This is a genomic window from Pseudomonas mohnii (assembly GCF_900105115.1).
Taxonomy (GTDB): domain Bacteria; phylum Pseudomonadota; class Gammaproteobacteria; order Pseudomonadales; family Pseudomonadaceae; genus Aquipseudomonas; species Aquipseudomonas mohnii.
The window spans coordinates 2604417-2629013 of sequence record NZ_FNRV01000001.1 but is presented as its reverse complement, the minus strand read 5'-3'; the positions used below and the strand labels follow the sequence as shown (position 1 = coordinate 2629013).

The window sequence follows — 24597 nt, the reverse complement described above, 5'->3', positions numbered from 1 at the left end:
AGGCGACCGGTTTTACGCGGGCGCCTTTCTGGTTTGATTGAATGCTTACAGCAAATCGTACTGCTTGAGTTTCTTGCGCAGCGTGCCTCGGTTCAGCCCGAGCATCTCGCTGGCTTTGGTCTGGTTGCCCTTGACGTAGTTCATCACGCACTCGAGCAGGGGAGCCTCGACTTCGGAGAGCACCAGGTTGTACACATCCGTGACGGCAGCGCCCTCAAGGTGGGCGAAATAATTGTGCAGCGCTTTCTCGACACTCCCGCGAAGGGTCTGGCCTTCTTCACTCGGGGTATTGAGGTGCTGTTTCAAATTCACGTTGTCGCTCACGGGTGTTGTTCCACTCACTAAAGTCTCGGTCATCATCGTCATGCGGCCACCCCCTCTCCGTCCCCTGTCAGGCTCTTGTAACGTTCTGCGAAGAAGCCCTGAACGTTGGCGCATTGTGCTTCCGTATCTTCCAAACGATTGAAGTGGGCGCGAAACTCCCTGGCGCCCGGCAAGGTTGCGAGATACCAGCCCACATGCTTTCGAGCAATGCGTACGCCCATCACGTCTCCGTAGAAGGCGTGAAGCGCAGCCAGATGCTCTAGCAGTATGCGTTCCACTTCGATCAGTTCCAGCGCCGGGAGCTTCTCGCCGGTTCGCAGGAAATGGTCGATCTCGCGAAAAATCCATGGCCGTCCCTGGGCAGCCCGACCAACCAGCAGGCCATCGGCACCGGTCGCATCGAGCACGTATCGGGCCTTCTCTGGCGAGTCGATATCGCCATTGGCGAAGACCGGCATCGACACCGCCTGCTTGATCGCGGCGATGGTGTCGTACTCGGCTTCACCGGTGTACAGATCGGCACGGGTGCGGCCATGGACCGCCAGCGCCGAAATGCCCGCCTGTTCGGCGATCTTCGCCACGGTCAGGCCATTCTTGTTGTCCCGGTCCCAGCCGGTACGGATCTTCAGGGTCACCGGCACATCAACCGCAGCCACGACGGCCTGCAGGATCTCGGTAACCAATGCCTCATCCTTCAACAGTGCGGAGCCGGCAGCCTTGTTGCAGACTTTTTTTGCCGGACAGCCCATGTTGATATCAATAATCTGTGCGCCCAGCTCGACGTTGGCCCGGGCCGCATCCGCCAGCATCTGTGCGTCACCACCGGCGATCTGTACCGAGCGTGGCTCGGGATCGCCTTCGTGGATCATGCGCATGCGCGACTTGCGGGTGTTCCACAAACTCATGTCGCTGGTGACCATTTCGGAGACTACTAGCCCCGCGCCCAGTCGCTTGCACAGCTGACGAAAGGGTTGGTCGGTGACGCCCGCCATGGGGGCGAGAATCAAGCCGTTGTGTAATGTGTATGGGCCGATGCGTACCGCCGACATAGGACTTCCCTGTTGTGGGGCCGGATCATGAGAGTTCGAAAAAGGGTTGGCATGATACCCGCTCTCGATGACTGGATAAAGGCTGAATTGAACAAAATCTGAACAGTTATTCTGTTATCGCCAGCGGTTTGGTCCGGGCGGGTAAAGTCAGAAAGTTGTCGTCAATTCAGGATCGGTGAACCGTTTCACTCCGGTGAGTGGAAGCTGAGGCTGTAGTTCACCGCTTTGGCGCCTGGATCGAGAATGTCCAGTGCGATGTGGATCGGTGTCTGCGGGGGCATTTCGGCCATGCCTTCGAGATCGCCGCTCAGGTACTCGCCGGGCTTGAAGCGACGGCTGGCAATCAGATGGCCATTGAGGTCGGCAAAGCGCAGTTCCAGCAACGGGAATGGCTGGGAGAAAGGCGCGCGGTTGTAGATGATCGCGTCGACCACCAGGGCGCCGTTGAATTCCGGGTGACTGCGCACCACCAGGTTGCTGCTTTTGATTTTCGCGATGTCGACTTTGGATGGCACTGTGCAGCCGATTTGCGGGCACAGTTGCTGGAACCACGGACGGTATTGGTCCTGACGTGCCAGTTCATCGAAGTGGTAAGCAACGTACTGGCCGACGAGCGCACCAGCGCCGAGCACGATCAGCAGTAGCCAGAAGAGTCGGCGACCCCACGGGGAGCGACGTTGTTGCCAGTCCAGTTGCAGCGGATCATCGGTCAGGTCTTGCAACACGTCGGTGCGCACGCCGGGTTCACTGCGTTCGCGTCGCTTGCGCAATGGCTCGATCGAGGGCAGGTCGTCGTCATGTTCGTCGCTTGCAGTGGCCGACAGGCGTTCATGATGAACCGGTGTGTCGAGCGGGTCGTGCAGGCGCAGTTGTGGCGGTGTTGCTTCGTCCTCCGGTTCTACGGGCTCCAGGGACAGCGAAGGTTCAGTGCGCGAGGGTTTGTTCGGGACCTGCTCCGGTTCCGGCAAATCCTCTTCTTCGGTCTGGGCACGATCGGCAGCCGATTCGCTGAACAGGCTGTCGGACCAGGGCTCTTCGGTCTCGCCGGTGTCGCGACGGGCGCTGAGCGTGTCTTCGCGATGCCGGGTGAACTCCGTAGTCGGCTGGATTTCCCGTTGCTCGAGTCGGGCCAGCTCTTCGTCGAGATCGAGGCTGTCGAGGTCCAGCTCGGCGGCCGTCCATTGTTTTTGGCTGATGGCGCGGGGTTCTGCGGGTGGCGGTGCTTCGACGATGGCCGGGACGACCGGTGCGACAGGTTCCTTGCCGGCCTGCTCAAGCAACTGCTTGGCGGCATTGAACACCTGCAGGCATGAGCCGCAGCGAACAACGCCGCGAGCCACGCTCAACTGAGCATGGCTGACGCGGAAGCTGGTTTGGCAATGCGGGCACTGAGTGACGAAGCTGTCGGTCATGCGGCGATCCGGATTATGCAGAGGCTCATTCTAGCGCCGACGGCCGGTGATGCGCACCCAGCCATCGCGATTGGCGATCGGATCCAGGTCGAAGTCCTTGGCATAGGCGGCGGCCACTTCTTCGCCTTGCTCGGCAAGGATGCCCGACAGCGCCAGGCGACCGCCCGTCTTGACCAGTCCGGACAGCTGCGGTGCCAGCGACACCAGCGGGCCGGCGAGAATATTGGCGACCAGCACGTCGGCCTGAACCTGCGGCAAATCTTCCGGCAGATACAGCGGGAAGAGCTCTTCGGCAATATTGTTGCGTCCGGCGTTGTCGCGGGAGGCTTCCAGCGCCTGAACGTCGATGTCGGTGCCCACGGCTTCCTTCGCACCCAGCAGGAGGGCGGCGATTGCCAGAATCCCCGAGCCACAGCCGAAGTCCAGCACATTGCAACCTTTCAAGTCCTGGCCGTCGAGCCATTCCAGGCACAGCGCGGTGGTGGGGTGGGTGCCGGTGCCGAACGCCAGGCCCGGGTCCAGCAACAGGTTGACCGCCTCAGGCTCGGGGGCGGCGTGCCAGCTCGGCACGATCCACAGGCGCTGGCCAAAACGCATCGGCTGGAAGTTATCCATCCAGCTGCGTTCCCAGTCCTGGTCTTCGATGACTTCGCTGTGATGCTCGGGCAACGGGCTGCCGGTCAGCAGCTCGAGGTGGGCCAGTACGCTGGCAGCTTCGGTGCCGCCTTCGAACAGGGCCAGCAGGTGGGTGTGCGACCAAAGTGGTGTGGTATTGAGTTCCGGTTCGAAGATGGGCTGATCTTCGGCGTCCATGAAGGTCACCGACACGGCGCCCACTTCAAGGAAAGCGTCTTCGTAGGTTTCGGCTTGTTCTGGGCTGATGGCGAGACGGACTTGCAGCCAAGGCATGGCGGGCACCTTTGAAAAATATTGATTGCAGCCTAGCGGGCTGCGAGAAGCGCGCAAGTTTACGCGAGCGCGGGGGGTTTGTGGGAGTGGGTTGGCCCGAGCATCAACACATACCCTGTGGGAACGAGCTTGCTCGCGATGAGGCCGGTACATCCGATATCAATCGTAGACGGATACACCGCTATCGCGGGCAAGCCCGCTCCCACAGGGTCGGTGGTGATTCGTTAAATGAAATATCCGGAAACAACAAGGCCGCCCGAAGGCGGCCTTGTTGATGAGGTCGAAGCTTAGTGCTTCTCGCCCGCCAGCTTGTGCTCGAGGTAGTGAATGTTCACGCCCCCTTTGCAGAAGCCTTCATCGCGAGTCAGGTCGCGGTGCAGCGGGATGTTGGTCTTGATCCCGTCGACCACGATCTCGTCCAGGGCATTGCGCATGCGTGCCATGGCTTCGTCGCGGGTTGCACCGTAGGTGATCAGCTTGCCGATCAACGAATCGTAGTTCGGCGGAACGGCATAACCACTGTACAGGTGCGAATCGACGCGAACGCCGTTGCCGCCCGGGGCGTGGAAATGCTTGACCGTGCCAGGGCTCGGCATGAAGGTTTTCGGGTCTTCGGCGTTGATCCGGCATTCCAGCGCGTGACCGCGGATGACCACGTCATCCTGGGTGAACGACAGCTTGTTGCCGGCGGCGATGCTCAGCATCTCCTTGACGATGTCGATGCCGGTGACCATTTCCGATACCGGGTGCTCTACCTGGACACGAGTGTTCATCTCGATGAAGTAGAAGCGACCGTTTTCGTACAGGAACTCGAAAGTGCCTGCGCCACGGTAACCGATGTCGATGCACGCCTTGACGCAGCGGGCGAAGACTTCCTGGCGAGCCTTCTCGTCGATGCCCGGTGCCGGCGCTTCTTCGAGAACTTTCTGGTGACGGCGTTGCAGCGAGCAGTCGCGGTCGCCCAGATGGATGGCGTTGCCCTGTCCGTCGGAAAGTACCTGGACTTCCACGTGGCGCGGGTTAGTCAGGAATTTTTCCAGATAGACCATCGGGTTGCCGAACGCTGCGCCCGCTTCGGAGCGGGTCAGTTTCGCCGAGGAAATCAGGTCTTCTTCCTTGTGCACAACGCGCATGCCGCGACCACCGCCGCCGCCAGCGGCTTTGATGATCACCGGGTAACCGACTTCACGGCCGATGCGCAGGGCGGTTTCTTCGTCCTCCGGCAGCGGGCCGTCGGAACCCGGAACGGTAGGCACACCGGCGGCGATCATGGCGTGCTTGGCCGAAACCTTGTCGCCCATCAGGCGGATGGTTTCAGCTCTCGGACCGATGAAGGCGAAGCCGGATTTCTCGACCTGTTCGGCGAAGTCGGCGTTTTCCGCGAGGAAACCGTAGCCTGGGTGAATGGCGGTGGCGCCGGTCACTTCGGCCGCGGCGATGATCGCCGGGATGTGCAGGTAAGATTGGGCGGCCGATGCAGGACCGATGCAGACGGACTCGTCTGCTAGGCCCAGGTGCATCAGTTCCTTGTCAGCCTTGGAATAAACGGCGACGGTCTTGATGCCCATCTCTTTGCAGGCGCGCAGAATCCGCAGTGCGATCTCACCGCGGTTGGCGATCAGAACTTTTTCCAACTTCGCAGTCATCAAAGGCTCTCCGCGGTTCAAACGATGGTGAACAGCGGTTGGTCGTACTCAACCGGCTGGCCGTCTTCGACGAGGATGGATTCGATCACACCGCTGGTTTCAGCTTCGATGTGGTTCATCATCTTCATGGCTTCAACGATGCACAGGGTGTCGCCTTTCTTCACGGTCTGGCCGACTTCAACGAAGGACGGCGAGGTTGGCGAAGACTTGCGATAGAACGTGCCGACCATCGGCGAACGGGCAACGGTGCCGTTCAGCGCTGGTGCGGCCGGAGCAGCAGAGGCGGCAGCGGCAGCCGGAGCCGCAGCGACAGGCGCGGCAGCTGGGGCATGCATCGGAGCCGGTGCGTAATACTGCTGAGCCGGGGTCTTGCTATGACGGCTGATGCGTACGGACTCTTCGCCTTCCTTGATCTCGAGCTCGTCGATGCCGGACTCTTCCAGCAATTCGATCAGTTTCTTAACTTTACGGATATCCATGAATCATCAACTCCCAAGGGTCGGTCAGGGGCGTTTAACGCTTGTTGTTCAAGCTGTTGCCTGTCTTTCAAGCTGCTCTAGGGCGGCCTCCAGGGCCAGTCGATAACCGCTGGCGCCAAGGCCGCAGATCACTCCCACCGCTACGTCGGAGAAGTAAGAGTGATGGCGGAAAGGTTCACGTTTGTGCACGTTAGACAAATGCACTTCGATGAATGGGATGCTCACCGCCAGCAGCGCGTCACGTAATGCGACACTTGTATGTGTAAAAGCTGCTGGGTTGATCAAAATGAAATCCACGCCTTCAGTGCGAGCGGCGTGGATGCGGTCGATCAATTCGTACTCGGCATTGCTTTGCAGGTGCAGCAAATGGTGGCCGGCTTCACGGGCCCGGCGTTCCAGGTCCTGGTTGATCTGCGCCAGTGTCGTGGCGCCGTAGGTGCCCGGTTCACGGGTGCCAAGCAAGTTCAGGTTGGGTCCGTGCAGAACCAGTAGGGTCGCCATCGGCTGTTCCTTTGTTATCCGTGTGCAATGGTCAGAACCCGGCGACTATGCCGCAAAGCCTTTGTGACTGTCCAGTTCTCTGCAATAGCCAGCACGATGCCCGATGTTTGCGCGAGTTATATGACCGCTTGATTAAATCTGGTCATTCGCCCTGGCAACACGTTCGGCGAAGTCCGGCGCATTGATCTCGCCGATCACCCGTACTTGCGCACGTTCGATGCCGTCCTTGCCGAAAAACATCAGTGCCGGAGGCCCGAACAGTTTGTAGCGGTCGAGCAGGGCGCGTTGCTCGGCATTGCTGGCGGTGATGTCGAAGCGAATCAGCCGGTAGCCCTTGAGCCGTTCAACAACCGTGGAGTCGTTGAGCACTTCGTGTTCGATGACTTTGCAACTGATGCACCAGTCGGCGTACCAGTCGAGCAGCAGCGGAGTGCCCGACGCGCGGGCTTCGGCCAGTGCGCGGTCGAGGTCGGCCGGGGTGCTGACGGTCTGCCATGCATTGCTGTTGGGCGCTGGCGGGTTGCCGGCAACCGTGCGCGTCTGACCGATCGGGTTGAACGGATCGGTCTGTCCGCTGAACGCGCCATACCAGCAGGCCAGCGCATAAAACAGCAGAAACAACCCGAGCAATTGACCCAGGCGTTTTCGAGGCGGTTTGTAGACGAACTCCAGCGCGCCCATGAACAGGCCGACACCACCGGCCAGCAAGCCGATCAACAGCAAGGTGACCTGCCCGGGCATGACGCGGCTGAACAGGCCGATCGCCAGCCCGAGCAGTAATACGCCAATCGCGTTTTTCACGTAGACCAGCCACGGCCCGCTCTTCGGCAACCAGGCGGCTCCCCCCGTGGCCACGAGCAGCAACGGTGCACCCATGCCGAGGCCGAGCATGAACAGTTTCAGGCCCCCGCCCAAGGCATCGCCGCTGGCACTGATGTATAGCAGCGCGCCGGCCAGAGGTGCCGAGACGCAAGGTGAAACCAGCAGGCTCGAGACCACGCCCAGCACGGCGGCGCCCCACAACGAACCGCCTTCGGTGCGTCCGGCGATGCGATCGAGTCGGCTGCTGATCGCGTGTGGCAACTTGAGTTCGAACACGCCGAACATCGCCAGGGCGAACACGGCAAAAAACATCGCGAACGGCACCAGCACCCAGGCTGATTGCAGGCGTGCCTGCAAGTTGAGCTGCGCGCCAAACAATCCCATCAAGGCACCGAGGAGGGCGAAGCAGGTGGCCATCGGCAGTACATACGCCAACGACAGATTGAACCCGCGCCAGCCACCGACCTGACCGCGCAACACTACGCCGGAAAGAATCGGCAGCATGGGCAGTACGCAGGGAGTAAAGGTCAGGCCCAGGCCCGCGAGAAAGAACAGCGCCAGTTCACGCCAGCCCCAGTCACGGGCTGTCGTTGCGCCGTCGCCGTTGATGTTCAGGCGTTCGGTCTCGGGTGGGTAGCACAGGCCTTTATCGGCACAGCCCTGATAGGTCACGGCCAGGGTAAAGGCGCGTTGATCAGTGCGCGGCAGTTCCACGTCGAGAATGCCGTGGTAGACCTCGACGTCGCCAAAGTACTCGTCATGCTTCTTTTGCCCGTCCGGCAGTCGTGCAGTGCCGAGGACGACATCGGCTGGATCGGCGCGAAACTGAAAGCGGTGGCGGTAGAGGTAATAACCTTCGGTGGCCACGAAGCGCAACTTGATCGATTGCGGCGTGCTTTCCACCAGGCTGAGCTGGAAGGCTTCGCGCACCGGCAGGAAATCGGCGCTGTTGTTGATCGAACCCAGCGTCGAACTGGGCCGACTCTCCAGCAACCCGGTGGCGGTGGCCGGCAGGGCGAGCACTAAAAGCAGCAGGCAGAGCAAACGGCGCATGACAATCTCGCGTATCGGAATTGGGGGCATGATAGCGGACAGTCGTTCGGTGTGCAGAGCCACGGATGTGTGGTGAGTGAACTGACGCCATCGCGGGCAAGCCCGCTCCCACAGTGATCTTCAGTGAGCACAAACATTGTGTACTGCCAAGAATCCAGTGGGAGCGAGCCAGCTCGCGATGGCAATCTGTCAGACGCGGAACGCCTGAACGGCCGTATGCAGTTGCCCGCCCAACACCAGCAGGTTCTCCCCTTGCTCTCGCCCTTCGCCAATGCGCAGCAAGTTATCCCCACCCAGTTGGTGAATCCGCTCGCTGTGATCGCGGATCTCGCTGACAGCGCCACTCTGCTGGGCGGTGACATCGGCAATGCGCACGGCTGTCTCGGAAATGGTCTGGATCGCTCCGACGATTTTATCCAGCGCACCGTCGGCCGCCTGGGCCTGATTGGCGGTGGCTTCGGCGTGTTCGACCTGGGCGCGCATGCCTTCGACCGATTGCCGCGCGGCAGTTTGCAGGCCGGCGATCAGGGTCTGGATTTCTCCCGTGGCGCCGGCGGTGCGTTGTGCCAGAGAGCGCACTTCTTCGGCCACCACGGCAAAGCCGCGCCCCATTTCCCCGGCGCGAGCCGCTTCGATGGCCGCGTTCAGGGCCAACAGGTTGGTCTGGTCGGCAATCGAGCGGATCACGGTCAGCACACCGCCGATGGTGGCCGATTCCTCGGCCAGGTGTTCGATCATCTGCGCATTGCCCTGCACTTCACCCACCAGCGCATGCAGGCCGGTGAGGCTCAGGCCGATGACTTGCTGCCCGTGCGCGACGGCCTGGCCAGCGTGGCGGCTGGCATCGGCAGCCTGACTGGCATCGCCGGCCACTTGTTGAATGGTCGCCTCCAGTTCGCTGAGCGAATCACGGATCATGGCCGTGTCACCGGCCTGATGTTCGGCGCCGCTGTGCAGGTCATTGCTCAACTCTGCCAGGGTTCGGCTGCTGCCCGCGACCTGCTCGGCGTTGAGGCGGATGGTGCCCACCAGATCCACCAGATAGGCGCGCAGGCGATTGAGCGAGGCTTCGATGTCTTGCAGTTCGCGGTTGGTTTTGCCCAATTGAATGTCGCGACTGAAATCGCCTTCGGCCCAGGTGGACAGGGCCGGAGCGAGGTTGGTCAAGGTTCGGGCCAGCTTGCGTTGCAGGGTGTCGATGAGCAGGGCGATCAGCAAAATCAGACCGATCATCACGCCTTGCATCAATCGCACTTCGCTCTGGATCTGTCCGTGTTGGGCGCGTACCACGGGCTCAAGACCGGCGATCGCTTGCTGTACGGCGGTGATTTTCAGGTGGGTCGCGGCACTGAGGTCGGCGCGTTTCTGGATCTGCTCGCGGGTACGCGCCAGTTCCGCCGGGTAGCGGGTGAGGAGGCTGTTCAGTTCACGCTTGAGGCCGACGCCGGCATCTTCCGCAACGGCTTTTTCAGTGTTTTCCAGCCCCATCATGGCGGCGAAATCATCCGTATTCGATTCAGCGCTGACGGCCACGCCCAGCAGTGGCAGGGCATCCAGCTGCTCAGCCTGGGCACGGATGTTGGCGACTTCGCGCTCGACATCGGCAGCCAGTTCGCTGCGGCCGCTGCTGACCAGTTTGTCGCGGGCCAGGGAAAGTTTGCCCAGGTGCTGGGCGGCGGCGAGCAATGGTGTCAGGTAAGCCGCGTTGCCACTGGCGTACTGGCTGAGTTGGTCAAGGCTGGCGCCGAGTTCCCGTTCGGCTTGCAGCAACAGGGCTTGCGGGTCTCCCGCGAGTTTGCCGGCGGCGAGCAGGTCGGTTTTGCTGAACTCGTCCAGGGTCGACAGGCTGGGGCGCAAGGTTTCGGCCAAGGCCGGCGGCAATTCGCCGAGTTCGTTCTGTAAACCATCGATCGCCTGGCTGGCGCTGCTCAAGCGCAGGGCATCGCCGCTGGCGAGATAGTCTTCGACGTTGCGCGCGACTTCATTTTGAAACCGCTGGGACAGGCCGAGGTATCGCTCCATCAACAGATAGGGGCGCTCGAGGGCCTTTTGCGACCACCAGAGTGTCGCGCCAAGGGCTACGCAGACGGCGACTAAAAGAAGGGTATTGAGATTGGTCAGCAGCTTCAGACGCATCGTGTCTACCAACGGCAGAATGATAAGCGCCTGAATTTATTGCGTTTCTGTTACAGGGTTATGACTGATGGAGTGATTTGCGATGAAAAGGTGGCACTTTGCTTTGGCGTCCTGGCCGCCTGTACGCGATTGCGTCCGGCGTCTTTGGCCCGATAGAGCGCCTCGTCCGCCTGGCTGGCCATCAACAGGCTGTCCGAGTCTTCGCACAACTCGACCACCCCGGCACTGAAGGTGCACCAAAGATCATGGGGTTGAGCGGGGTAATGAATTTCGGCAAACCGCTGACGTATTTCATCGAGGACCCGGTAGGCCGCATCAAGGTCAGTGTCGGGCATGACGATGGCGAACTCTTCGCCGCCGTAACGGCCGATAAAGTCGGTCTTGCGCAGTCGTTGTTTGAGAAACAGGGCCAGGCTCTTGATCACGCGGTCGCCCATGGGGTGGCCGTGGCTGTCATTGACCCGTTTGAAGTGGTCGATGTCGAGCATCGCAAAGCTCAGCGGCTTGTTCTCGCGGCGGGCGCGGAACGAGCAGTCTTCGAGCAATTGCAGAATGTGGGTGTGGTTGTACAACCCGGTGAGGCTGTCGCGGACCATCCGAGCCTTGAGGTTGCGTGCCCGTGCCGCGCGGTTGCGCACGGTGGTGATCAGGTGCCGGGGCTTGATCGGCTTGGTCAGGAAGTCGTCGCCGCCTTCGCTCATGGCGTCGAGTTGCTTGTCCAGATCGTCTTCGGCCGACAGGTAAATGATCGGCACGCTGACGTAACGGTCGTTGTGGCGAATCACCTTGGCCAGTTCCGTACCGGTGCACGCCGGCATGTACATGTCGAGGATGATCAGGTCCGGTTGAAAGTCAGCCAGCTCGGCCATGGCCTGGATCGGCTCGATCAAGGTCCGGGTGACGATCCCTGCGCTATTAAGGAGGCGTTCGGTGTGCAGCGCCTGGGCGCGGGAATCGTCGATGATCAGCACTTTATAAGGCTCGTACTGGGCGACGCAGGTCAGGACTTCGATTTTCTCGAGCAGGCTCGAGGCTTCGAGGGTGCCGGTGAGAAACTCCTGGCCGCCGGCTCGCACCGCGGCGAGGCGAGTCGGGGTGTCGGTTTCGTGCAGGCTGAAGAACAACAGCGGCAAACGATGATCGAGGCCTTCCTGGGCTTCGGCGGCCAGTTTCAGGCCGATGCCGGGGCCGCTGAAATCCACGTCCATGACGATCGCCGCTGGCAAGCGCTCGACCATCGAGGCGCGAAACGCCGCCACGCTGTCCAGGGACTGGGCGCTGAGGCCAAAGAACTCAAGCTGTTTGGCCAGACGTTCGCCACGGTCATGATCCTGCAGCATCACGTAGATCGGCTTGCGCAGGGGTGGCAGAAAGGTTTGGTCGAGCTGATCGCCATGACGCAGGCCGGTACGCGACAGGCGCTGCATCAAGCGATTGAGGTCGGTGATCAGGCCGCTGCTCAGTCGTCCGCGATTGGCGTCGACAGCTTCCAGCGACTGGCTGATATGGCGTGCCAGTTGCGTGTGTTCCGGTTGCTCGAAACGTTCGGCGAAACGCAGCAGGCGCAGATTGGCCTCGCTCAGTTCCGACAGGTCATTGGTCGACCACTCGCTGCGCTGCAGGCGCTGCCATATCTCAAGAATCTGACGTGCTTGATGAATTACCCGCTGGGCAAAGTGATGCTTGAGGCGCTCGCGGCTGGGGTCTTCTGGCTCGGTCATATCCTGACTACTAGTTAGGGTGCACGCTGAGGGTCGACTGGTGGCTCTATGCTAGCACCTCTTTTCGATTGCATGAGTGTTGTACGTCAATAATCTGCAAGGCGAACTCATTCAGTTTACGACCGATTGGTCCTTAAGAGACTCTTGGTTCCTGCGGAGGCCCGGTGAACAGGCGCTTTCAGGATTTTACTTGTCTGTCGTTCAGCTATTTCCGGCTGGGCGCCGGGCCGCTTCTGTCGGGTTTTTTCTGATTTTTCGCCGACCTGACCCGGAAGGGCTTTTTGCCTGATAGGGTTCAGGGATTCCCCTATACGACATCCGCAAAACTCCGGTGGACGGCTTGAGTCTTTGTGACGGCCAAGGTGCGGCAAATTTCAATGGCTGTCATCGACCTGTAGTGAGTGGCGGGGCGCTTGAGTTCATGAGCAAGGGTTTGCCGCCGTTTCAGGCGGTATTTTTCGGGATAAACCCAACGGCGGGTGCCGGGCCAAGGCACGTTGTTGTATGGTTGTGGTCGAACCGATGAACCCAAGTGATTGAAAGGATATCGCCATGCTGGACTGGAAGAACCGCGCCGGTAGCGCGCCTGAACGTGCCGCTGAACCGAAGTCGGCTACCCGCAGTTATCTGGGCGGCCTGTTGTTCAGTCGGGCGCTGCTCACACTGGTAGTGATCTACCTGGTGGTAACGAGCATTCTGGGCTGGTACTGGAGCCAGGAGCCATCGCTGTTTCCGGTGCAGCAGAATGCCCAAATGGCGGCCGAGAAAGAAGGCAAGCAGATGGTGGTCGGCTATACCACGGTCGAAACCCTCAAGACCGTCGCCGGTACATTGCTGAACAAACCGGGCGGCTACATTTCCAACGACCGTTTCCCGCCGGGCCTGTGGATGGACAACATGCCGAGCTGGGAATATGGCGTGCTGGTCCAGGTGCGTGATCTGAGTCGTGCAATGCGCAAGGACTTCGCCCGTTCGCAATCGCAGTCCACTGAAGACGCCGATCTGGCCAAGGCCGAGCCGCGTTTCAACTTCGACAATAAGAGCTGGGTGTTGCCGTCCAGTGAGTCCGAGTATCAGGAAGGCATCAATTCCCTGAGTCGCTATCAGGCGCGCCTGTCTGATCCGAGCCAGAAGACGGCCCTGTTCTATGCCCGTGCCGACAACCTGAACAACTGGCTGGGTGACGTCGGGACTCGCCTGGGGTCGCTGTCGCAACGCCTGTCGGCCAGCGTCGGCCGAGTCAAGCTCAACACGGCGTTGAAAACCGAAGTCGTGGCGCCGGGTGTGGCGCCGCAGGTTGACGAAGAAATCGTCGAAACCCCGTGGATGCAGATCGACAACGTATTCTATGAAGCCCGTGGTCAGGCCTGGGCCCTGTCGCACTTGCTGCGCGCTATCGAGGTCGATTTCGCCGATGTGCTGGCGAAGAAGAACGCCACGGTCAGCGTGCGCCAGATCATCCGTGAACTGGAAGCTTCGCAGGAGCCGGTATGGAGCCCGATGATCCTCAATGGCAGCGGCTTCGGTGTGCTGGCCAACCACTCGCTGGTCATGGCCAACTACATCTCCCGCGCCAATGCGGCGGTGATCGATTTGCGTCAACTGCTGAATCAGGGCTGAGTCATGGTCGATAGTGCCAAGGAGGCTGCCCACCGGGCAGCTTCGGATGCTGAACAGATCGCCTGGGTCGACGAGCAGGACAACCCGCTCGGAGCCCTGGTGCGTGCCGATCTGCGCGAGCGCGGGCTGATCGGGCGGGGCACCTACATCATGCTGTTCAATTCCGCCGGTGAGCTTTGCGTGCACCGTCGAACCCTGAGCAAAGCGATTTATCCCGGATATTGGGACGTGGCGGCGGGCGGCATGGTGCTGGCCGACGAAAGTTATGCCGAGTCGGCGGCCCGCGAGCTGGAAGAAGAGCTTGGCGTGAGCGGTGTGGAATTGACCGCCCATGACCATTTTTTCTTCGAAGACACCGGCAACCGGCTCTGGTGTTCAGCGTTTTCGGCGGTGTGGGACGGTCCGTTGGTCCTGCAACCGGAGGAGGTACTTGAGGCGCGTTTTCTGCCAATCGACGAAGTGCTTCGGGAAATCGACGAAAAGCCTTATTGCCCGGACTCATTGGCCGCGCTGAAACGCTATCTCAGGGCCCGCGGCGGCGACGTCGCAAAAGAGCTATAAATTGGCGCCGATTGGCTCTTAGCAATCGGCGTTTTTGCCGTTACACTGCGCGACCTTTTGTAGGAACGAGCCTGCTCGCGAAAAACGCAAGGACAACGCGTGCTGCCTGGTGCAGCGCGTTATCGTTGACGTGAATCGCTGGCAAGCCAGCTCCTACAGTGATGTAAATGTAGGAGCGAGCCCGCTCGCGAAAAACGCAAGGACAACGCATGCTGCCTGATGCCGCGCGTTATCGTTGACGTGAATCGCTGGCAAGCCAGCTCCTGCGGTGAAATGAATGTTCTACGGTTTCATTAGCGCTGCCCCTGCCTGAGTGGGGCTTCGCGGTCGATAGCCTTCCCAAGTGCTGCGACCAGTCTTTGTCCTCCCAAGAGGATTGCCGGTGGCCAAAAAAGCCGCATCCTTCGCCGCCCTCGGTGGCCTGGTATTTTCCACCGACGCAGGTCGTCATTGCCCGGATTGCAGTAAACCGGTGGACGCCTGCATCTGCAAACAGACCGTTATTCCGGCCGGCGACGGCATCGCTCGCGTGCGTCGCGAAAGCAAGGGCCGTGGCGGCAAGACGGTGACGACCATCACCGGCGTGCCGCTGGCTGAAGACGCGCTCAAGGAGCTGGCCACGACGTTGAAAAAACGTTGCGGCACCGGTGGGGCGTTGAAAGACGGGATCATTGAAATCCAGGGCGACCATGTCGAGCTACTCTTGGCCGAGTTGACCAGGCACGGTTTCAAAGCGAAGAAATCCGGCGGCTAGCAGCCTCTGTGAAAACCACCCGTGGCTTGACCCGGTCCTGATGAACGTCAGGTCTGGCGTCGTCATCATGGTTTTCACAGAGCCTGTTCATGACCGGTTTCTAAACTCACTGCCGTCGACGGGGTCTACCCCTCGTTGACGAACCGTCATTTTCATTCTTTAGACTGCGCCGGCCTGAATCCAGGCGACGCACTATGACTTCTTTATAGGGGACTTCGATGTCCGTACGACGCACACGCAAAGACGATGGCAGCCAATGGACAGTTGCGGACAGCCGCAGTGTTTACGGGATTCGCCATTGGGGGGCCGGGTATTTCGCGATCAACGACGCCGGTCGCGTCGAAGTTCGTCCGAACGGCCCGAGCAGCGCGCCTATCGACCTGTTCGAGCAAGTCGACCAGTTGCGTAAAAGCGGCTTGTCCTTGCCGCTGCTGGTCCGTTTCCCGGACATTCTGCAAGACCGCGTGCGTCAGTTGACCGGTGCGTTCGACGCCAACATCGAACGCCTGGAATACCAAAGCAAATACACCGCGTTGTACCCGATCAAGGTCAACCAGCAGGAAGCGGTGATCGAAAACATCATCGCTACCCAGAACGTCTCCATCGGCCTGGAAGCCGGCTCCAAGCCTGAGCTGCTGGCGGTACTGGCACTGGCGCCGAAGGGCGGCACCATCGTCTGCAACGGCTACAAGGACCGTGAGTTCATCCGTCTGGCGCTGATGGGCCAGAAGCTCGGCCACAACGTGTTCATCGTGATCGAGAAAGAGTCCGAAGTCGGCCTGGTGATCGAAGAAGCGGCGTCGCTCAAGGTCAAGCCCCAGGTCGGTCTGCGCGTGCGTTTGTCCTCCCTGGCGTCGAGCAAGTGGGCGGACACCGGTGGTGAGAAATCCAAGTTTGGTCTGTCGGCGGCGCAGTTGCTGTCGGTGGTCGAGCGTTTCCGTGCTGCCGGCCTGGATCAAGGCATTCGCCTGCTGCACTTCCATATGGGGTCGCAGATCGCCAACCTGGCGGACTACCAGCACGGTTTCAAGGAGGCGATTCGCTACTACGGCGAACTGCGCAACCTCGGCCTGCCGGTGGATCACATCGACGTCGGCGGCGGCCTGGGCGTCGACTACGACGGTACGCACTCGCGTAACGCCAGTTCGATCAACTACGACATGGACGATTACGCGGGTGTCGTGGTCGGCATGCTCAAGGAGTTCTGCGACGCGCAGAGCCTGCCGCACCCGAACATTTTCTCCGAGAGCGGCCGTTCCCTGACGGCGCACCACGCAATGCTGGTGGTACAGGTCACCGACGTCGAGAAACACAACGACGACGTGCCGCAGATCGAGAACAAGGAAGCGCTGCCGGAAACCGTGCAGTGGCTGGTGGACCTGCTCGGCCCGACCGATATTGAAATGGTCACCGAAACCTACTGGCGCGCCACGCACTACATGAGCGATGTGGCCTCCCAGTATGCCGACGGCAAGCTGACCCTGGCGGAAAAAGCCCTGGCCGAGCAATGCTACTTCGCCGTGTGCCGTCGCCTGCACAACTCGTTGAAGGCGCGCCAGCGCTCCCACCGCCAGGTGCTCGACGAACTCAATGACAAGCTGGCCGACAAGTACATCTGCAACTTCTCGGTATTCCAGAGCCTGCCGGACACCTGGGCCATCGGCCAGGTTTTGCCGATCCTGCCGCTGCACCGCCTCGACGAGGAGCCGCTGCGTCGCGCCGTGCTGCAGGACCTGACCTGTGACTCGGATGGAAAGATCAAGCAGTACGTCGACGAGCAGAGCATCGAAACCAGTCTGCCGGTGCACGCGCTGAAGGACGGTGAAGACTACCTGCTGGGCATCTTCCTGGTCGGCGCCTATCAGGAAATTCTCGGCGACATGCACAACCTGTTCGGTGACACCGACTCGGTGAACATCTATCAGAACGCCGACGGCAGCGTGTATCACGCGGGTATCGAAACCCACGACACCATCGAAGACATGCTGCGTTACGTGCACCTGTCGCCAGAAGAACTGATGACCCACTATCGCGACAAGTGCGCCAGTGCCCGCATCAGTGCCAGCGAGCGCACCCAGTTCCTCGATGCGCTGCGTCTGGGCCTGACCCGTTCGTCTTACCTGTCTTCTTGAGGTAAGCCCCGCTCTCATCAGGTTGTCTGAAAATTTACCGTACGCTGCGGAAACTTCAGATGACCTGGTGCGACACCTCTCTTTCTCTAAGCGAAACGACCTACGTCCTCGCCCATCCAGGCCATTTAGTCCTCTTTTCGCGTAGGTCATTTCCTAAGTTGTACTTCGCCTCTCTACTCGGCCATGTCTCTCGGCGAGAATCCTCGACCGCCCCTCCTGTAGAGAATCGCCGATGTTCGATCCAGTCAACGAACCTGCATTTCGTCTGGACGTAGCTGGTCTGTCCGACGCCTTCGAGGTCCTGGCCTTTACCGGTAGAGAGTCCATCAGCGAGCCATTCGTGTTTGACATTGAGTTGCTGATCGATGACTTGAGCCTTGACCTCTCCAGCCTGTTGTACCGTTCGGCCTCCCTGCATTTCGGGCCATCGGGAAACCGTGTGCACGGACAGCTGCATGAGCTGGTCCAGCGCGACCACGGGCCGCTGGCCAGGCTCTGTCATGTTCGTCTGGGCCCACGGTTGGCTTGCCTTTCCCAGCGTTCCAGCCAACGCATCTTCAGTGCCCGCTCGGTGCCGCAAATCCTCGATCAGGTGCTCAAGGAGCACGGCATCGTCGGTCCGAATCGGCGCTTCGAACTGGGCGGTGATTACCCGCCTCGTGATTTCTGTACGCAGTACCGGGAATCGGATCTGCAATTCGTTCAGCGCCTGTGTGCCCAAGAACGGCTGCACTACCACTTCGAACATCGGCCGAGAGGACACTGCGTGGTGTTTTCCGATGGTCGGGGGTGTTTTTCTCGTGGCGAAAGGGCGTTGTTCAACAGCGATGGCGAACAACCGGCGGTGCGTCGTTTCGAGGTTCGGCAATGCGCGCAGAGTGCAGTGCAGCGCGCGCAATGTCACACGGATCTGCCAACACTGCGCAGCGGGCAGATGATGCCGCTCGCCGAACATCCGGTGGCCGAGTGGAATCGATCGTGGTTGCTGACCCATGTCGAGCATCAGGGCCGTCAGGACCCGGACGTTCCCTACAGCAACCAGGTGCGTGCGATGCGTTGGGAGGTGTCGTTCGAGTCGCCTCATTCTGCACGCAAACCGGTCATGCACAGCCTGCAACGGGCCTGGATTGTTGACGTCGATGAGCCCCTGCCCGATCCGTCCAGGCCTGTGGCGGTGCAATTTGACTGGCTTTATCAAGGCGAGGGGGCAGCGCCCAGTCACTGTTGGCTGCCGATATCACCGGAGCTGGAAGCGGCAAACGTCGCTCGCTTGAGTGAAGGCACGGAAGTGGTGGTGAGTTTCATCGAAGGCGATCCGGATCAACCATTGATTATCGGCGTTCTTAACCCGATGCAGATGCCCGAAGCGGTCGAGACACCCGGCTCGCTCTCTATCGACGACGATCCGCCCGAAGGTATTCAGGGCTGGTTGTGCTCTGGAGAACCCTTGTTGTTGCTGTGCCTGCTTCCCGGGGGCGGCAGTTTCAATCATTGTGAACAGGCTTTTTGTGCCTGTCGGGCGGCGTTGCGGCTTGGCCAGAGTGGTGCGGCATGATCGCCGTCGAGATGCCCGAATCGACCCCGCACTGGTTTTTGCTGGATACACCGGGTGTGCCACAAGCGGGCACTGCCCTGCCGCACCGGTTTGCGCATGCGCGGTGGTTCTGGCTGTTCGAAGGCACGGAGTGGCATGCGCTGCGCGAGCAAGGTCCGGCCCTGATCGATCTGCGGAGCTGTCCGATTCTCGCCCGGGCGTGCCAGCGCGATGCGCGGTACTGGCGTGGCCTGCTGTTGATCAGCGAGACATCGGCATCGGCCTTGCTGGCGCACTTGCGGCGCATGCTCACGGTCGGTTTCGGCGCGCATCACCGCGCCTTGCTGAGTTACTACAACCCTTGCACCGCCAGTTACTTCTTCGATGCCTGCGATGCCGGGGAACTGAGTCGCTGGCTGGGGCCGATCAGCCAGTTGCGCTGGTTCGGTGGCACCTGGGCGGATCGGGCCAACGGCAGCCAGGGCTGGCAACGGCTGCTCAATCCGGGGCTTGCCGTCAGCCCGCTGGCGATCGAAGAGGCACTCAGTCCCCATCAGAAGGCAAGGCTGCAAACCTGCCTGCTGGAGCACCACACCTGGCAATGGTGCAAGTCCACCGGCACCGATTACCGCACGCTGTGGTCCCATCTCCAGGAAGGGCTGAAACTGGGGTTCAGCGAGCGCGCGGTGCTCGATGGCTGGTTATGGCTACGCTTGCAGTACCCGCAGGCCGTGCCCGACCTGCCGCTGCCGGGCGCTACCCAGAAAGAACGCCTCGAACGCCTGCGCAATCGCTGGCAAGACCAGCACCCCTGATAGAAGGTACGACACTGATGGCGAGCAGGATTTGGCGGTTGATAGGCCTGATTGCGGGTGCTGTGTCGCTGCTCGCGATGACTGCCTGTTCGCCCTTGAAAATGCTCAACGCCCTGACGCCCGACGGCACGTTCGACCGGACCGAGGGCATTGCCTATGGCAGCGATCCACGGCAAAAGCTCGATGTTTATGTGCCGCGTCATCCGATGGCCAACGCGCCGGTGGTGGTGTTTTTCTATGGCGGCAGTTGGAACAGTGGCTCACGCAGCGACTACAGCTTTGTCGGCGAGGCGCTGGCATCCCGAGGGATTGTCGCGGTGCTGGCGGACTATCGGTTGTACCCGCAGGTGCGTTATCCGCTGTTTCTCGAAGACGCCGCCGGGGCGGTGGCCTGGACTCATGATCACATCCGCCAGTATTCCGGCAACCCGCAGCGTCTATACCTGATGGGCCACAGTTCCGGCGCCTACAACGTTGCGATGCTGGCACTGGACCCCGGACTGCTGGGGGCGGTAGGCCTGTCGCCGCACGATCTCAGCGGCTGGATCGGTCTGGCCGGCCCCTATGATTTCCTGCCGATCAAGAATCCGGAGGTGCGCCCGGTGTTTTTCTGGCCAGACTCACCGCCGCAATCGCAACCGATCAATCACGTCAGTCACGGTGCACCACCGGCGCTGTTGATGGCATCGACGAACGATGAGGTGGTCAATCCGACGCGCAATACCGGCGGTCTGGCACTCAGGCTGCGTGAGGCGGGTGTGCCGGTGCAGGATCTTTATTTCTCCCGCACCGGCCACGCCACGCTGGTGGCGGCGTTGTCGCGGCCCATGCGCGGTCTGGCGCCGGTGCTGGACGAGGTCACTTCGTTCGTCAGAACGACTCCGTCTCAGTGAGCGCGGGTGAACCAGCCATCGTTTCGCCGCAGACGCCAGGCAATCGCGCCCAGGGTCAGGCTGCGCAACACCATGAACAACAGGAAGGTTATCCACAGGCCATGGTTGCCGAAACCTCGCAACGCCCAACCGAACGGCACCAGCAACGCCACTGTCAGTAGCATGCCGTTGCGCATTTCCCGGGCGCGGGTCGCGCCGATGAACAGGCCATCGAGCAGGTAGCTCCAGACCGCGATCAACGGCAGCGCAGCGAGATAGGGCAGATAGATGAACGCGGTGTCGCGCACACTTTGAATATCGGTCTGCATCTCGATGAACAGATGCCCGGCAAACAGGAACAACGCCGCAAAACCGAGACTCGCCAGCAGCGACCAGCCGCAAGCCACCACCAATGAGCGGCGCAGGGCATCGCGGTCACGAGCCCCGATCGCATGGCCACAAAGGGCCTCGACGGCGTGGGCCAGACCATCCAGTGCATGAGCGGTCAGCAGCAGGCCGTTGAGCAACAGGGCGTTGGCGGCGACGGTGGCATCCCCCAGTCGTGCACCTTGCACCGTGATCAGAAAAAACACCGATTGCAGGGCCAGGCTGCGGATGAAGATGTCGCGATTGACCGCCAGCAGAGGTCGCCAGCTTTGCCACAGCGCCAGTGCGGCCCAGGCGATGTGGCCAGGATAGGCGCGCAGGGCCTGGCGGGTCATCAGCAGGCCGATCAGGGCGCCGGTCCACTCGGCGATGACGGATGCACGGGCGGCACCGACCACGCCCCATTCCAGGCCGAGGACAAACCAGAGATTCAGCGCAATGTTGACCAGGTTGGTGCTCAGCAGAATCACCAATGGCGCGCGGGCGTTCTGCGTGCCGAGGAACCAGCCGACCAGTGCATAACTGGCCAGCGCCGCTGGCAGGCCGAAGAGCCGCGTGTGGAAGAACTCGCGGGTCATTTGGTCCAGTTCCGCCGACGGCTGCATGAAATGCAGGGCGACGCCACTCAACGGCACGCCCAGCGCACCCAACACCACGGCCAGTCCCATGGCCAACAGCAACCCTTGCAATAAAATCTGTCGCAGCGCCGCGCCATCGCCACGCCCGGCCGCCTGGGCAGCGAATCCGGTGGAGCCCATGCGCAGAAACCCCATGGCCCAGGCGAGAAAGGTATACAGGCTGGCCCCGACCGCCACGGCACCGAGCTGATGGGCGTGGGGCAGGTGGCCGATGACGGTGCTGTCGACCAGCGCCACCAGGGGAACGGAAATGTTCGAGAGGATCATCGGCGCAGCCAGCGCCCAGACCCGGCGATGGGTCGGGCGGTCGCGCCAGTCGGCAATCAGCTTGGGCATGCAGGCTCCTTGAGGAGCGGGCATTGTAACGACACATTTTGGATTGCCGCGATCCATTGTAGGAGCGAGGGTGTTAGTGAACCACCCAGCTCAACAACCAGAGGCCCAGCATCAACCAGATGATCCCCATGATGAACGAGGCGCTCATGAACGCGCGGATCGCCGACCACAACAGCACCAGTCCCAGGATCAGCGTGGCGATGCTGATGATCGACGTGTCCATGCCCAGGGCGCGGGACAAGCCTTCGACAAAATTGCTGCTGGCGCGGCTCATCATCTGGAACAAGCCGCTGAGGCCATCAACGATGAAACGGATGACGGAACCGAGGGCCTGGCCGAGCCATTCGAAAAAACCTTCTACCTGCATGGAATGAGCGTCCTGATAATGAAAGGCGGGGTTGCCGGACTTGAGCCTTGGGCTGTCGATTGCGGTGCCGGGTTCCCCACAAGCATAGAGGGTTGTCTTGCCGCTGTGGGAACGACCCCGTGACCACGACTCACCACTGCCGCTTGCCTTCATCCGCCATCCCCCCGAAGCTATACGCCTTCAGGAGAGCCCGATGAACCTTGTTGAACTGACCGAACGCCTGCACGCCATCCGTGACCGCAATGACTGGCGGCAATTTCACAGCCCGAAAAACCTGGCCATGGCCGCGAGCGTCGAAATGTCCGAGCTGTTGGAAATTTTCCAGTGGCTGACCGAAGACCAGTCGCGCCAGTTGCCGGCGGACCAACTGGCCCATGCCGGGCAGGAAGTCGGCGACATCGTCCTCTATCTATTGCTGTTGTGCAGCGAGTTGGGTCTGGACATGAATGAAGTGGTGCGCAGCAAACTGGCGGACAGCGAACGGAGATTCAGCTGATGAGCGATCGTCATTTCGACCAGTTGGCGACCCGCTTCGCCGAAAAAATATACGGCGGCGCCAAAGGTGCGATCCGGCTGGCAGTGCTGCAGGCGGATCTGGCCGAAACCTTGCCGGATCGCCCGCTGCGCGTACTGGACATCGGTGCCGGCCTTGGCCACATGTCGCTGTGGCTGGCACAACGCGGCCACCAGGTGACGCTGGCCGAACCCGCCGAGCCCATGCTCGAAGGCGCCCGCCAGCGCTTCGCCGAGGCCGGGCAAGCGGCAACGTTCATTCAGGCGCCCTGGCAGGATCTGCTCGGCCAACTCAACGAACCTTACGATCTGGTGCTCTGTCATGCGGTGCTGGAGTGGCTGGCCGAACCCCACGCGATCCTGCCGGTGCTGCATCAACTGACCAAGGCAGACGGCTGGCTCTCCCTGGCCTTTTATAACCGTGATGCGCTGATCTACCGCAACTTGCTCAAGGGCCATTTCCGCAAGATGCGCAAGAACGACATGGCGGGCGAGAAGCAAAGCCTGACCCCGCAACAGCCCCTTGATCCACGGGAGTTGGCGGCGCAACTTGAAGGTCTGTGGCAAGTCGAAACCCAGAGCGGCGTTCGGGTTTTTCACGATTACATGCCGGTGGAATTCCAGGCCCGCGCCGAGCTGGTGGACTTGCTGGAAATGGAACTGGCCCATCGTCGTCACCCAAGCTTTGCCGGGCTTGGGCGTTATTTGCACTGGATTTGTCGGCCGGTCTGATCGGAGTATGAAATGAGCAGTCGTTCAGGGTTGTTAGTTCTGTGTCTGGGGTTGGCGGCGTGTCAGGGCAGCAACCCCTATGTGGCAACCTCCAACCCTTTGCCACCGGCGCCGCCTCAGGCAGCCAACACCTTCGATCGCAGCGCTTACCCGGCTGCGCCACGTGATTATGGTCGTTACCGCAGTTGGGCCTGGCTCAATGGGCAACTGCCGCCGGGCAGCGCATGGGCCGACTCGGCGCAGGTCGCCGAAGCGGTCAGCAATGCCCTCGATCAGCGCGGCTTGCGCCCGCTGCATGACAATCGCCCGGCGGACTTGTTTGTCAGCGCCAACCTGCGCCTGGAAACCCGCCTGCGCCAGGTCCAGGATGACTATGGCTATTACGGCGGCGGCTACTACGGCGGTCACGGCGGTTATGGCAACGGCGTTGGCATGTACAACACGGTGCCGATCATCCGTACTTATCAGGAACAGGTCGTGGTAGTGCAGGTCGATATGTTCGACGCACAAAGCGGCCAGCCGGTCTGGAGTTCCAGCGCCGAAACCCTGCGCAAAGGCACGCAGATGGAACAGGCCGATGCGATTCGGGAGGCTGTGGAAAAGGCAATGTCGGCGTATCCTCCGAGTTAGCTTCTGTCGTTATGGAGCGTTTCGCAGGTTCATGCCTTCTACCGGAGAATCATCATGTTCCGCCGTTTCGTTGTACTGGCAGTGGCTGCGCTGCTCAGTGCCTGCGCCGCCAATCAGGTCAATCATGACTTCGACGCCAGCCGCGATTTCTCCGCCTATCGCAGCTGGAGCTGGAAAGAGCCCGCCCTGCAATATCGCCCCGACGACCCACGGATCAAGAGTGACCTGACCGAACAGCGCGTGCGCCAGTCGGTGGCCGATCAACTGGATCAGCGTGGCCTGCGCCCGGCTGCCGCAGATGCCAAGGGCGATTTGAATGTGCAGACCTACCTGATTGTCGAGGAGCGCCAGCAGCAGATCACCACCAACTATGGCGGCGGTTGGGGTAATCCCTGGAACGGCTATTGGGGCGCGCCGATGTACAACGAAACCCGCGTGGTTCCCTACAAGGTCGCCACTCTCCAGATCGATCTGCTCGATGGCAAGGACGGCAAACTGGTGTGGCGCGGCAGTGACGAGCAGATACTCAGCCGCACACCGAACCCTTCGGACCGCAGCGATGCGATACGCGAAACGGTCACCCGGATACTGTCCAACTATCCGCCAAGATAAATACAACACAGCCGGCCTTGAGTGGTGCATTGCGCTTGAGGG

The 24597-nt window shown here is 61.0% G+C and carries 23 protein-coding genes; 11 read left to right on the top strand and 12 right to left on the bottom strand.

The window, feature by feature from the left end; genetic code table 11:
• Window positions 1-45: 45 nt before the first annotated feature.
• From fis to gcbA, 10 genes are all read right to left on the bottom strand, one after another.
• Window positions 46-366 (bottom strand): DNA-binding transcriptional regulator Fis, encoded by a 321-nt coding sequence (gene fis, locus BLV61_RS12265; protein WP_015093301.1) that lies wholly within the window; start codon window positions 364-366, stop codon window positions 46-48.
• Window positions 363-1373: a tRNA dihydrouridine synthase DusB gene (dusB, locus tag BLV61_RS12260; RefSeq protein ID WP_047536969.1), complete on the bottom strand. Its 1011-nt coding sequence runs from the start codon at window positions 1371-1373 to the stop codon at window positions 363-365. The genes fis and dusB overlap by 4 nt, the downstream gene beginning before the upstream one ends.
• A 185-nt stretch (window positions 1374-1558) precedes the next feature.
• Entirely contained in the window at window positions 1559-2785 is a 1227-nt protein-coding gene (locus BLV61_RS12255; protein ID WP_090465291.1) for a DUF3426 domain-containing protein, read from the bottom strand.
• 30 nt (window positions 2786-2815) lie between these two features.
• Window positions 2816-3694: a 50S ribosomal protein L11 methyltransferase gene (gene prmA / locus BLV61_RS12250; RefSeq protein ID WP_047536977.1), complete on the bottom strand. Its 879-nt coding sequence runs from the start codon at window positions 3692-3694 to the stop codon at window positions 2816-2818.
• A gap of 287 nt (window positions 3695-3981) precedes the next feature.
• Window positions 3982-5340 carry an acetyl-CoA carboxylase biotin carboxylase subunit gene (accC, locus tag BLV61_RS12245; RefSeq protein WP_047536979.1) on the bottom strand — a complete coding sequence of 453 codons (1359 nt, stop codon included), beginning with the start codon at window positions 5338-5340 and terminating at the stop codon, window positions 3982-3984.
• A 17-nt stretch (window positions 5341-5357) separates the two neighbouring features.
• A complete protein-coding gene (accB, locus tag BLV61_RS12240) occupies window positions 5358-5819 on the bottom strand; it encodes an acetyl-CoA carboxylase biotin carboxyl carrier protein (protein ID WP_090465287.1) in 462 nt (153 codons plus the stop codon).
• Between the two features lie 48 nt (window positions 5820-5867).
• Window positions 5868-6320 carry a type II 3-dehydroquinate dehydratase gene (aroQ, locus tag BLV61_RS12235; protein ID WP_047536984.1) on the bottom strand — a complete coding sequence of 151 codons (453 nt, stop codon included), beginning with the start codon at window positions 6318-6320 and terminating at the stop codon, window positions 5868-5870.
• Between the two features lie 132 nt (window positions 6321-6452).
• A complete protein-coding gene (locus BLV61_RS12230; protein ID WP_090465283.1) occupies window positions 6453-8195 on the bottom strand; it encodes a protein-disulfide reductase DsbD in 1743 nt (580 codons plus the stop codon).
• A gap of 189 nt (window positions 8196-8384) precedes the next feature.
• Window positions 8385-9113, bottom strand: coding sequence for a methyl-accepting chemotaxis protein (locus BLV61_RS32070; RefSeq protein WP_371919886.1), 729 nt, complete (start codon window positions 9111-9113; stop codon window positions 8385-8387).
• A 1268-nt stretch (window positions 9114-10381) separates the two neighbouring features.
• Window positions 10382-12052, bottom strand: a complete 1671-nt coding sequence (gene gcbA, locus BLV61_RS12220; RefSeq protein WP_090465275.1) for a diguanylate cyclase GcbA — start codon at window positions 12050-12052, stop codon at window positions 10382-10384.
• Window positions 12053-12604: 552 nt separating this feature from the next.
• On the opposite strand from gcbA, the gene BLV61_RS12215 reads away from it, so the two are divergent.
• The 7 genes from BLV61_RS12215 to BLV61_RS12185 all read left to right on the top strand — a co-directional run bounded on the left by BLV61_RS12215 (window position 12605) and on the right by BLV61_RS12185 (window position 20361).
• Window positions 12605-13672, top strand: coding sequence for a DUF2333 family protein (locus BLV61_RS12215; protein ID WP_047536993.1), 1068 nt, complete (start codon window positions 12605-12607; stop codon window positions 13670-13672).
• Window positions 13673-13675: 3 nt separating this feature from the next.
• Window positions 13676-14233, top strand: coding sequence for an NUDIX hydrolase (locus BLV61_RS12210; RefSeq protein WP_047536994.1), 558 nt, complete (start codon window positions 13676-13678; stop codon window positions 14231-14233).
• 382 nt (window positions 14234-14615) lie between these two features.
• Window positions 14616-14987, top strand: coding sequence for a translation initiation factor Sui1 (locus BLV61_RS12205; RefSeq protein ID WP_047536996.1), 372 nt, complete (start codon window positions 14616-14618; stop codon window positions 14985-14987).
• Window positions 14988-15205: 218 nt separating this feature from the next.
• Window positions 15206-17119 (top strand): arginine decarboxylase, encoded by a 1914-nt coding sequence (speA, locus tag BLV61_RS12200; protein WP_047536999.1) that lies wholly within the window; start codon window positions 15206-15208, stop codon window positions 17117-17119.
• Between the two features lie 232 nt (window positions 17120-17351).
• Window positions 17352-18674 carry a type VI secretion system Vgr family protein gene (locus tag BLV61_RS12195; RefSeq protein WP_090465271.1) on the top strand — a complete coding sequence of 441 codons (1323 nt, stop codon included), beginning with the start codon at window positions 17352-17354 and terminating at the stop codon, window positions 18672-18674.
• On the top strand, window positions 18671-19468 hold the full coding sequence (locus BLV61_RS12190) for a DUF4123 domain-containing protein (RefSeq protein ID WP_047537005.1): 798 nt from the start codon (window positions 18671-18673) through the stop codon (window positions 19466-19468). The genes BLV61_RS12195 and BLV61_RS12190 overlap by 4 nt, the downstream gene beginning before the upstream one ends.
• A gap of 17 nt (window positions 19469-19485) precedes the next feature.
• A complete protein-coding gene (locus BLV61_RS12185; protein WP_090465269.1) occupies window positions 19486-20361 on the top strand; it encodes an alpha/beta hydrolase in 876 nt (291 codons plus the stop codon).
• On the opposite strand, the gene BLV61_RS12180 is transcribed toward BLV61_RS12185, so the two are convergent.
• Window positions 20355-21701 carry an MATE family efflux transporter gene (locus tag BLV61_RS12180; protein WP_090465266.1) on the bottom strand — a complete coding sequence of 449 codons (1347 nt, stop codon included), beginning with the start codon at window positions 21699-21701 and terminating at the stop codon, window positions 20355-20357. The genes BLV61_RS12185 and BLV61_RS12180 overlap by 7 nt on opposite strands.
• A 73-nt stretch (window positions 21702-21774) precedes the next feature.
• Window positions 21775-22068 (bottom strand): hypothetical protein, encoded by a 294-nt coding sequence (locus BLV61_RS12175; RefSeq protein ID WP_090465262.1) that lies wholly within the window; start codon window positions 22066-22068, stop codon window positions 21775-21777.
• 193 nt (window positions 22069-22261) lie between these two features.
• Here BLV61_RS12175 and BLV61_RS12170 point away from each other — a divergent pair, with 193 nt between their 5' ends.
• The 4 genes from BLV61_RS12170 to BLV61_RS12155 are packed head-to-tail and all read left to right on the top strand — an operon-like array spanning window position 22262 to window position 24555.
• Window positions 22262-22564, top strand: coding sequence for a MazG-like family protein (locus tag BLV61_RS12170; protein ID WP_090465259.1), 303 nt, complete (start codon window positions 22262-22264; stop codon window positions 22562-22564).
• Window positions 22564-23313 carry a methyltransferase domain-containing protein gene (locus BLV61_RS12165; protein WP_090465255.1) on the top strand — a complete coding sequence of 250 codons (750 nt, stop codon included), beginning with the start codon at window positions 22564-22566 and terminating at the stop codon, window positions 23311-23313. Before BLV61_RS12170 ends, BLV61_RS12165 begins: the two co-directional genes overlap by 1 nt.
• Window positions 23314-23325: 12 nt before the next feature.
• A complete protein-coding gene (locus BLV61_RS12160) occupies window positions 23326-23943 on the top strand; it encodes a DUF4136 domain-containing protein (RefSeq protein WP_047537024.1) in 618 nt (205 codons plus the stop codon).
• Between the two features lie 54 nt (window positions 23944-23997).
• Entirely contained in the window at window positions 23998-24555 is a 558-nt protein-coding gene (locus BLV61_RS12155) for a DUF4136 domain-containing protein (RefSeq protein ID WP_090465252.1), read from the top strand.
• Window positions 24556-24597: the final 42 nt, after the last annotated feature.

Bases quoted from the DNA above. Each gene is read 5' to 3' on its own strand.
- fis (WP_015093301.1), bottom strand. From the start codon at position 366: ATGACGATGATGACCGAGACTTTAGTGAGTGGAACAACACCCGTGAGC.
- dusB (WP_047536969.1), bottom strand. From the start codon at position 1,373: ATGTCGGCGGTACGCATCGGCCCATACACATTACACAACGGCTTGATT.
- BLV61_RS12255 (WP_090465291.1), bottom strand. From the start codon at position 2,785: ATGACCGACAGCTTCGTCACTCAGTGCCCGCATTGCCAAACCAGCTTC.
- prmA (WP_047536977.1), bottom strand. From the start codon at position 3,694: ATGCCTTGGCTGCAAGTCCGTCTCGCCATCAGCCCAGAACAAGCCGAA.
- accC (WP_047536979.1), bottom strand. From the start codon at position 5,340: ATGACTGCGAAGTTGGAAAAAGTTCTGATCGCCAACCGCGGTGAGATC.
- accB (WP_090465287.1), bottom strand. From the start codon at position 5,819: ATGGATATCCGTAAAGTTAAGAAACTGATCGAATTGCTGGAAGAGTCC.
- aroQ (WP_047536984.1), bottom strand. From the start codon at position 6,320: ATGGCGACCCTACTGGTTCTGCACGGACCCAACCTGAACTTGCTTGGC.
- BLV61_RS12230 (WP_090465283.1), bottom strand. From the start codon at position 8,195: ATGCGCCGTTTGCTCTGCCTGCTGCTTTTAGTGCTCGCCCTGCCGGCC.
- BLV61_RS32070 (WP_371919886.1), bottom strand. From the start codon at position 9,113: ATGATCCGTGATTCGCTCAGCGAACTGGAGGCGACCATTCAACAAGTG.
- gcbA (WP_090465275.1), bottom strand. From the start codon at position 12,052: ATGACCGAGCCAGAAGACCCCAGCCGCGAGCGCCTCAAGCATCACTTT.
- BLV61_RS12215 (WP_047536993.1), top strand. From the start codon at position 12,605: ATGCTGGACTGGAAGAACCGCGCCGGTAGCGCGCCTGAACGTGCCGCT.
- BLV61_RS12210 (WP_047536994.1), top strand. From the start codon at position 13,676: ATGGTCGATAGTGCCAAGGAGGCTGCCCACCGGGCAGCTTCGGATGCT.
- speA (WP_047536999.1), top strand. From the start codon at position 15,206: ATGTCCGTACGACGCACACGCAAAGACGATGGCAGCCAATGGACAGTT.
- BLV61_RS12195 (WP_090465271.1), top strand. From the start codon at position 17,352: ATGTTCGATCCAGTCAACGAACCTGCATTTCGTCTGGACGTAGCTGGT.
- BLV61_RS12190 (WP_047537005.1), top strand. From the start codon at position 18,671: ATGATCGCCGTCGAGATGCCCGAATCGACCCCGCACTGGTTTTTGCTG.
- BLV61_RS12185 (WP_090465269.1), top strand. From the start codon at position 19,486: ATGGCGAGCAGGATTTGGCGGTTGATAGGCCTGATTGCGGGTGCTGTG.
- BLV61_RS12180 (WP_090465266.1), bottom strand. From the start codon at position 21,701: ATGCCCAAGCTGATTGCCGACTGGCGCGACCGCCCGACCCATCGCCGG.
- BLV61_RS12175 (WP_090465262.1), bottom strand. From the start codon at position 22,068: ATGCAGGTAGAAGGTTTTTTCGAATGGCTCGGCCAGGCCCTCGGTTCC.
- BLV61_RS12170 (WP_090465259.1), top strand. From the start codon at position 22,262: ATGAACCTTGTTGAACTGACCGAACGCCTGCACGCCATCCGTGACCGC.
- BLV61_RS12165 (WP_090465255.1), top strand. From the start codon at position 22,564: ATGAGCGATCGTCATTTCGACCAGTTGGCGACCCGCTTCGCCGAAAAA.
- BLV61_RS12160 (WP_047537024.1), top strand. From the start codon at position 23,326: ATGAGCAGTCGTTCAGGGTTGTTAGTTCTGTGTCTGGGGTTGGCGGCG.
- BLV61_RS12155 (WP_090465252.1), top strand. From the start codon at position 23,998: ATGTTCCGCCGTTTCGTTGTACTGGCAGTGGCTGCGCTGCTCAGTGCC.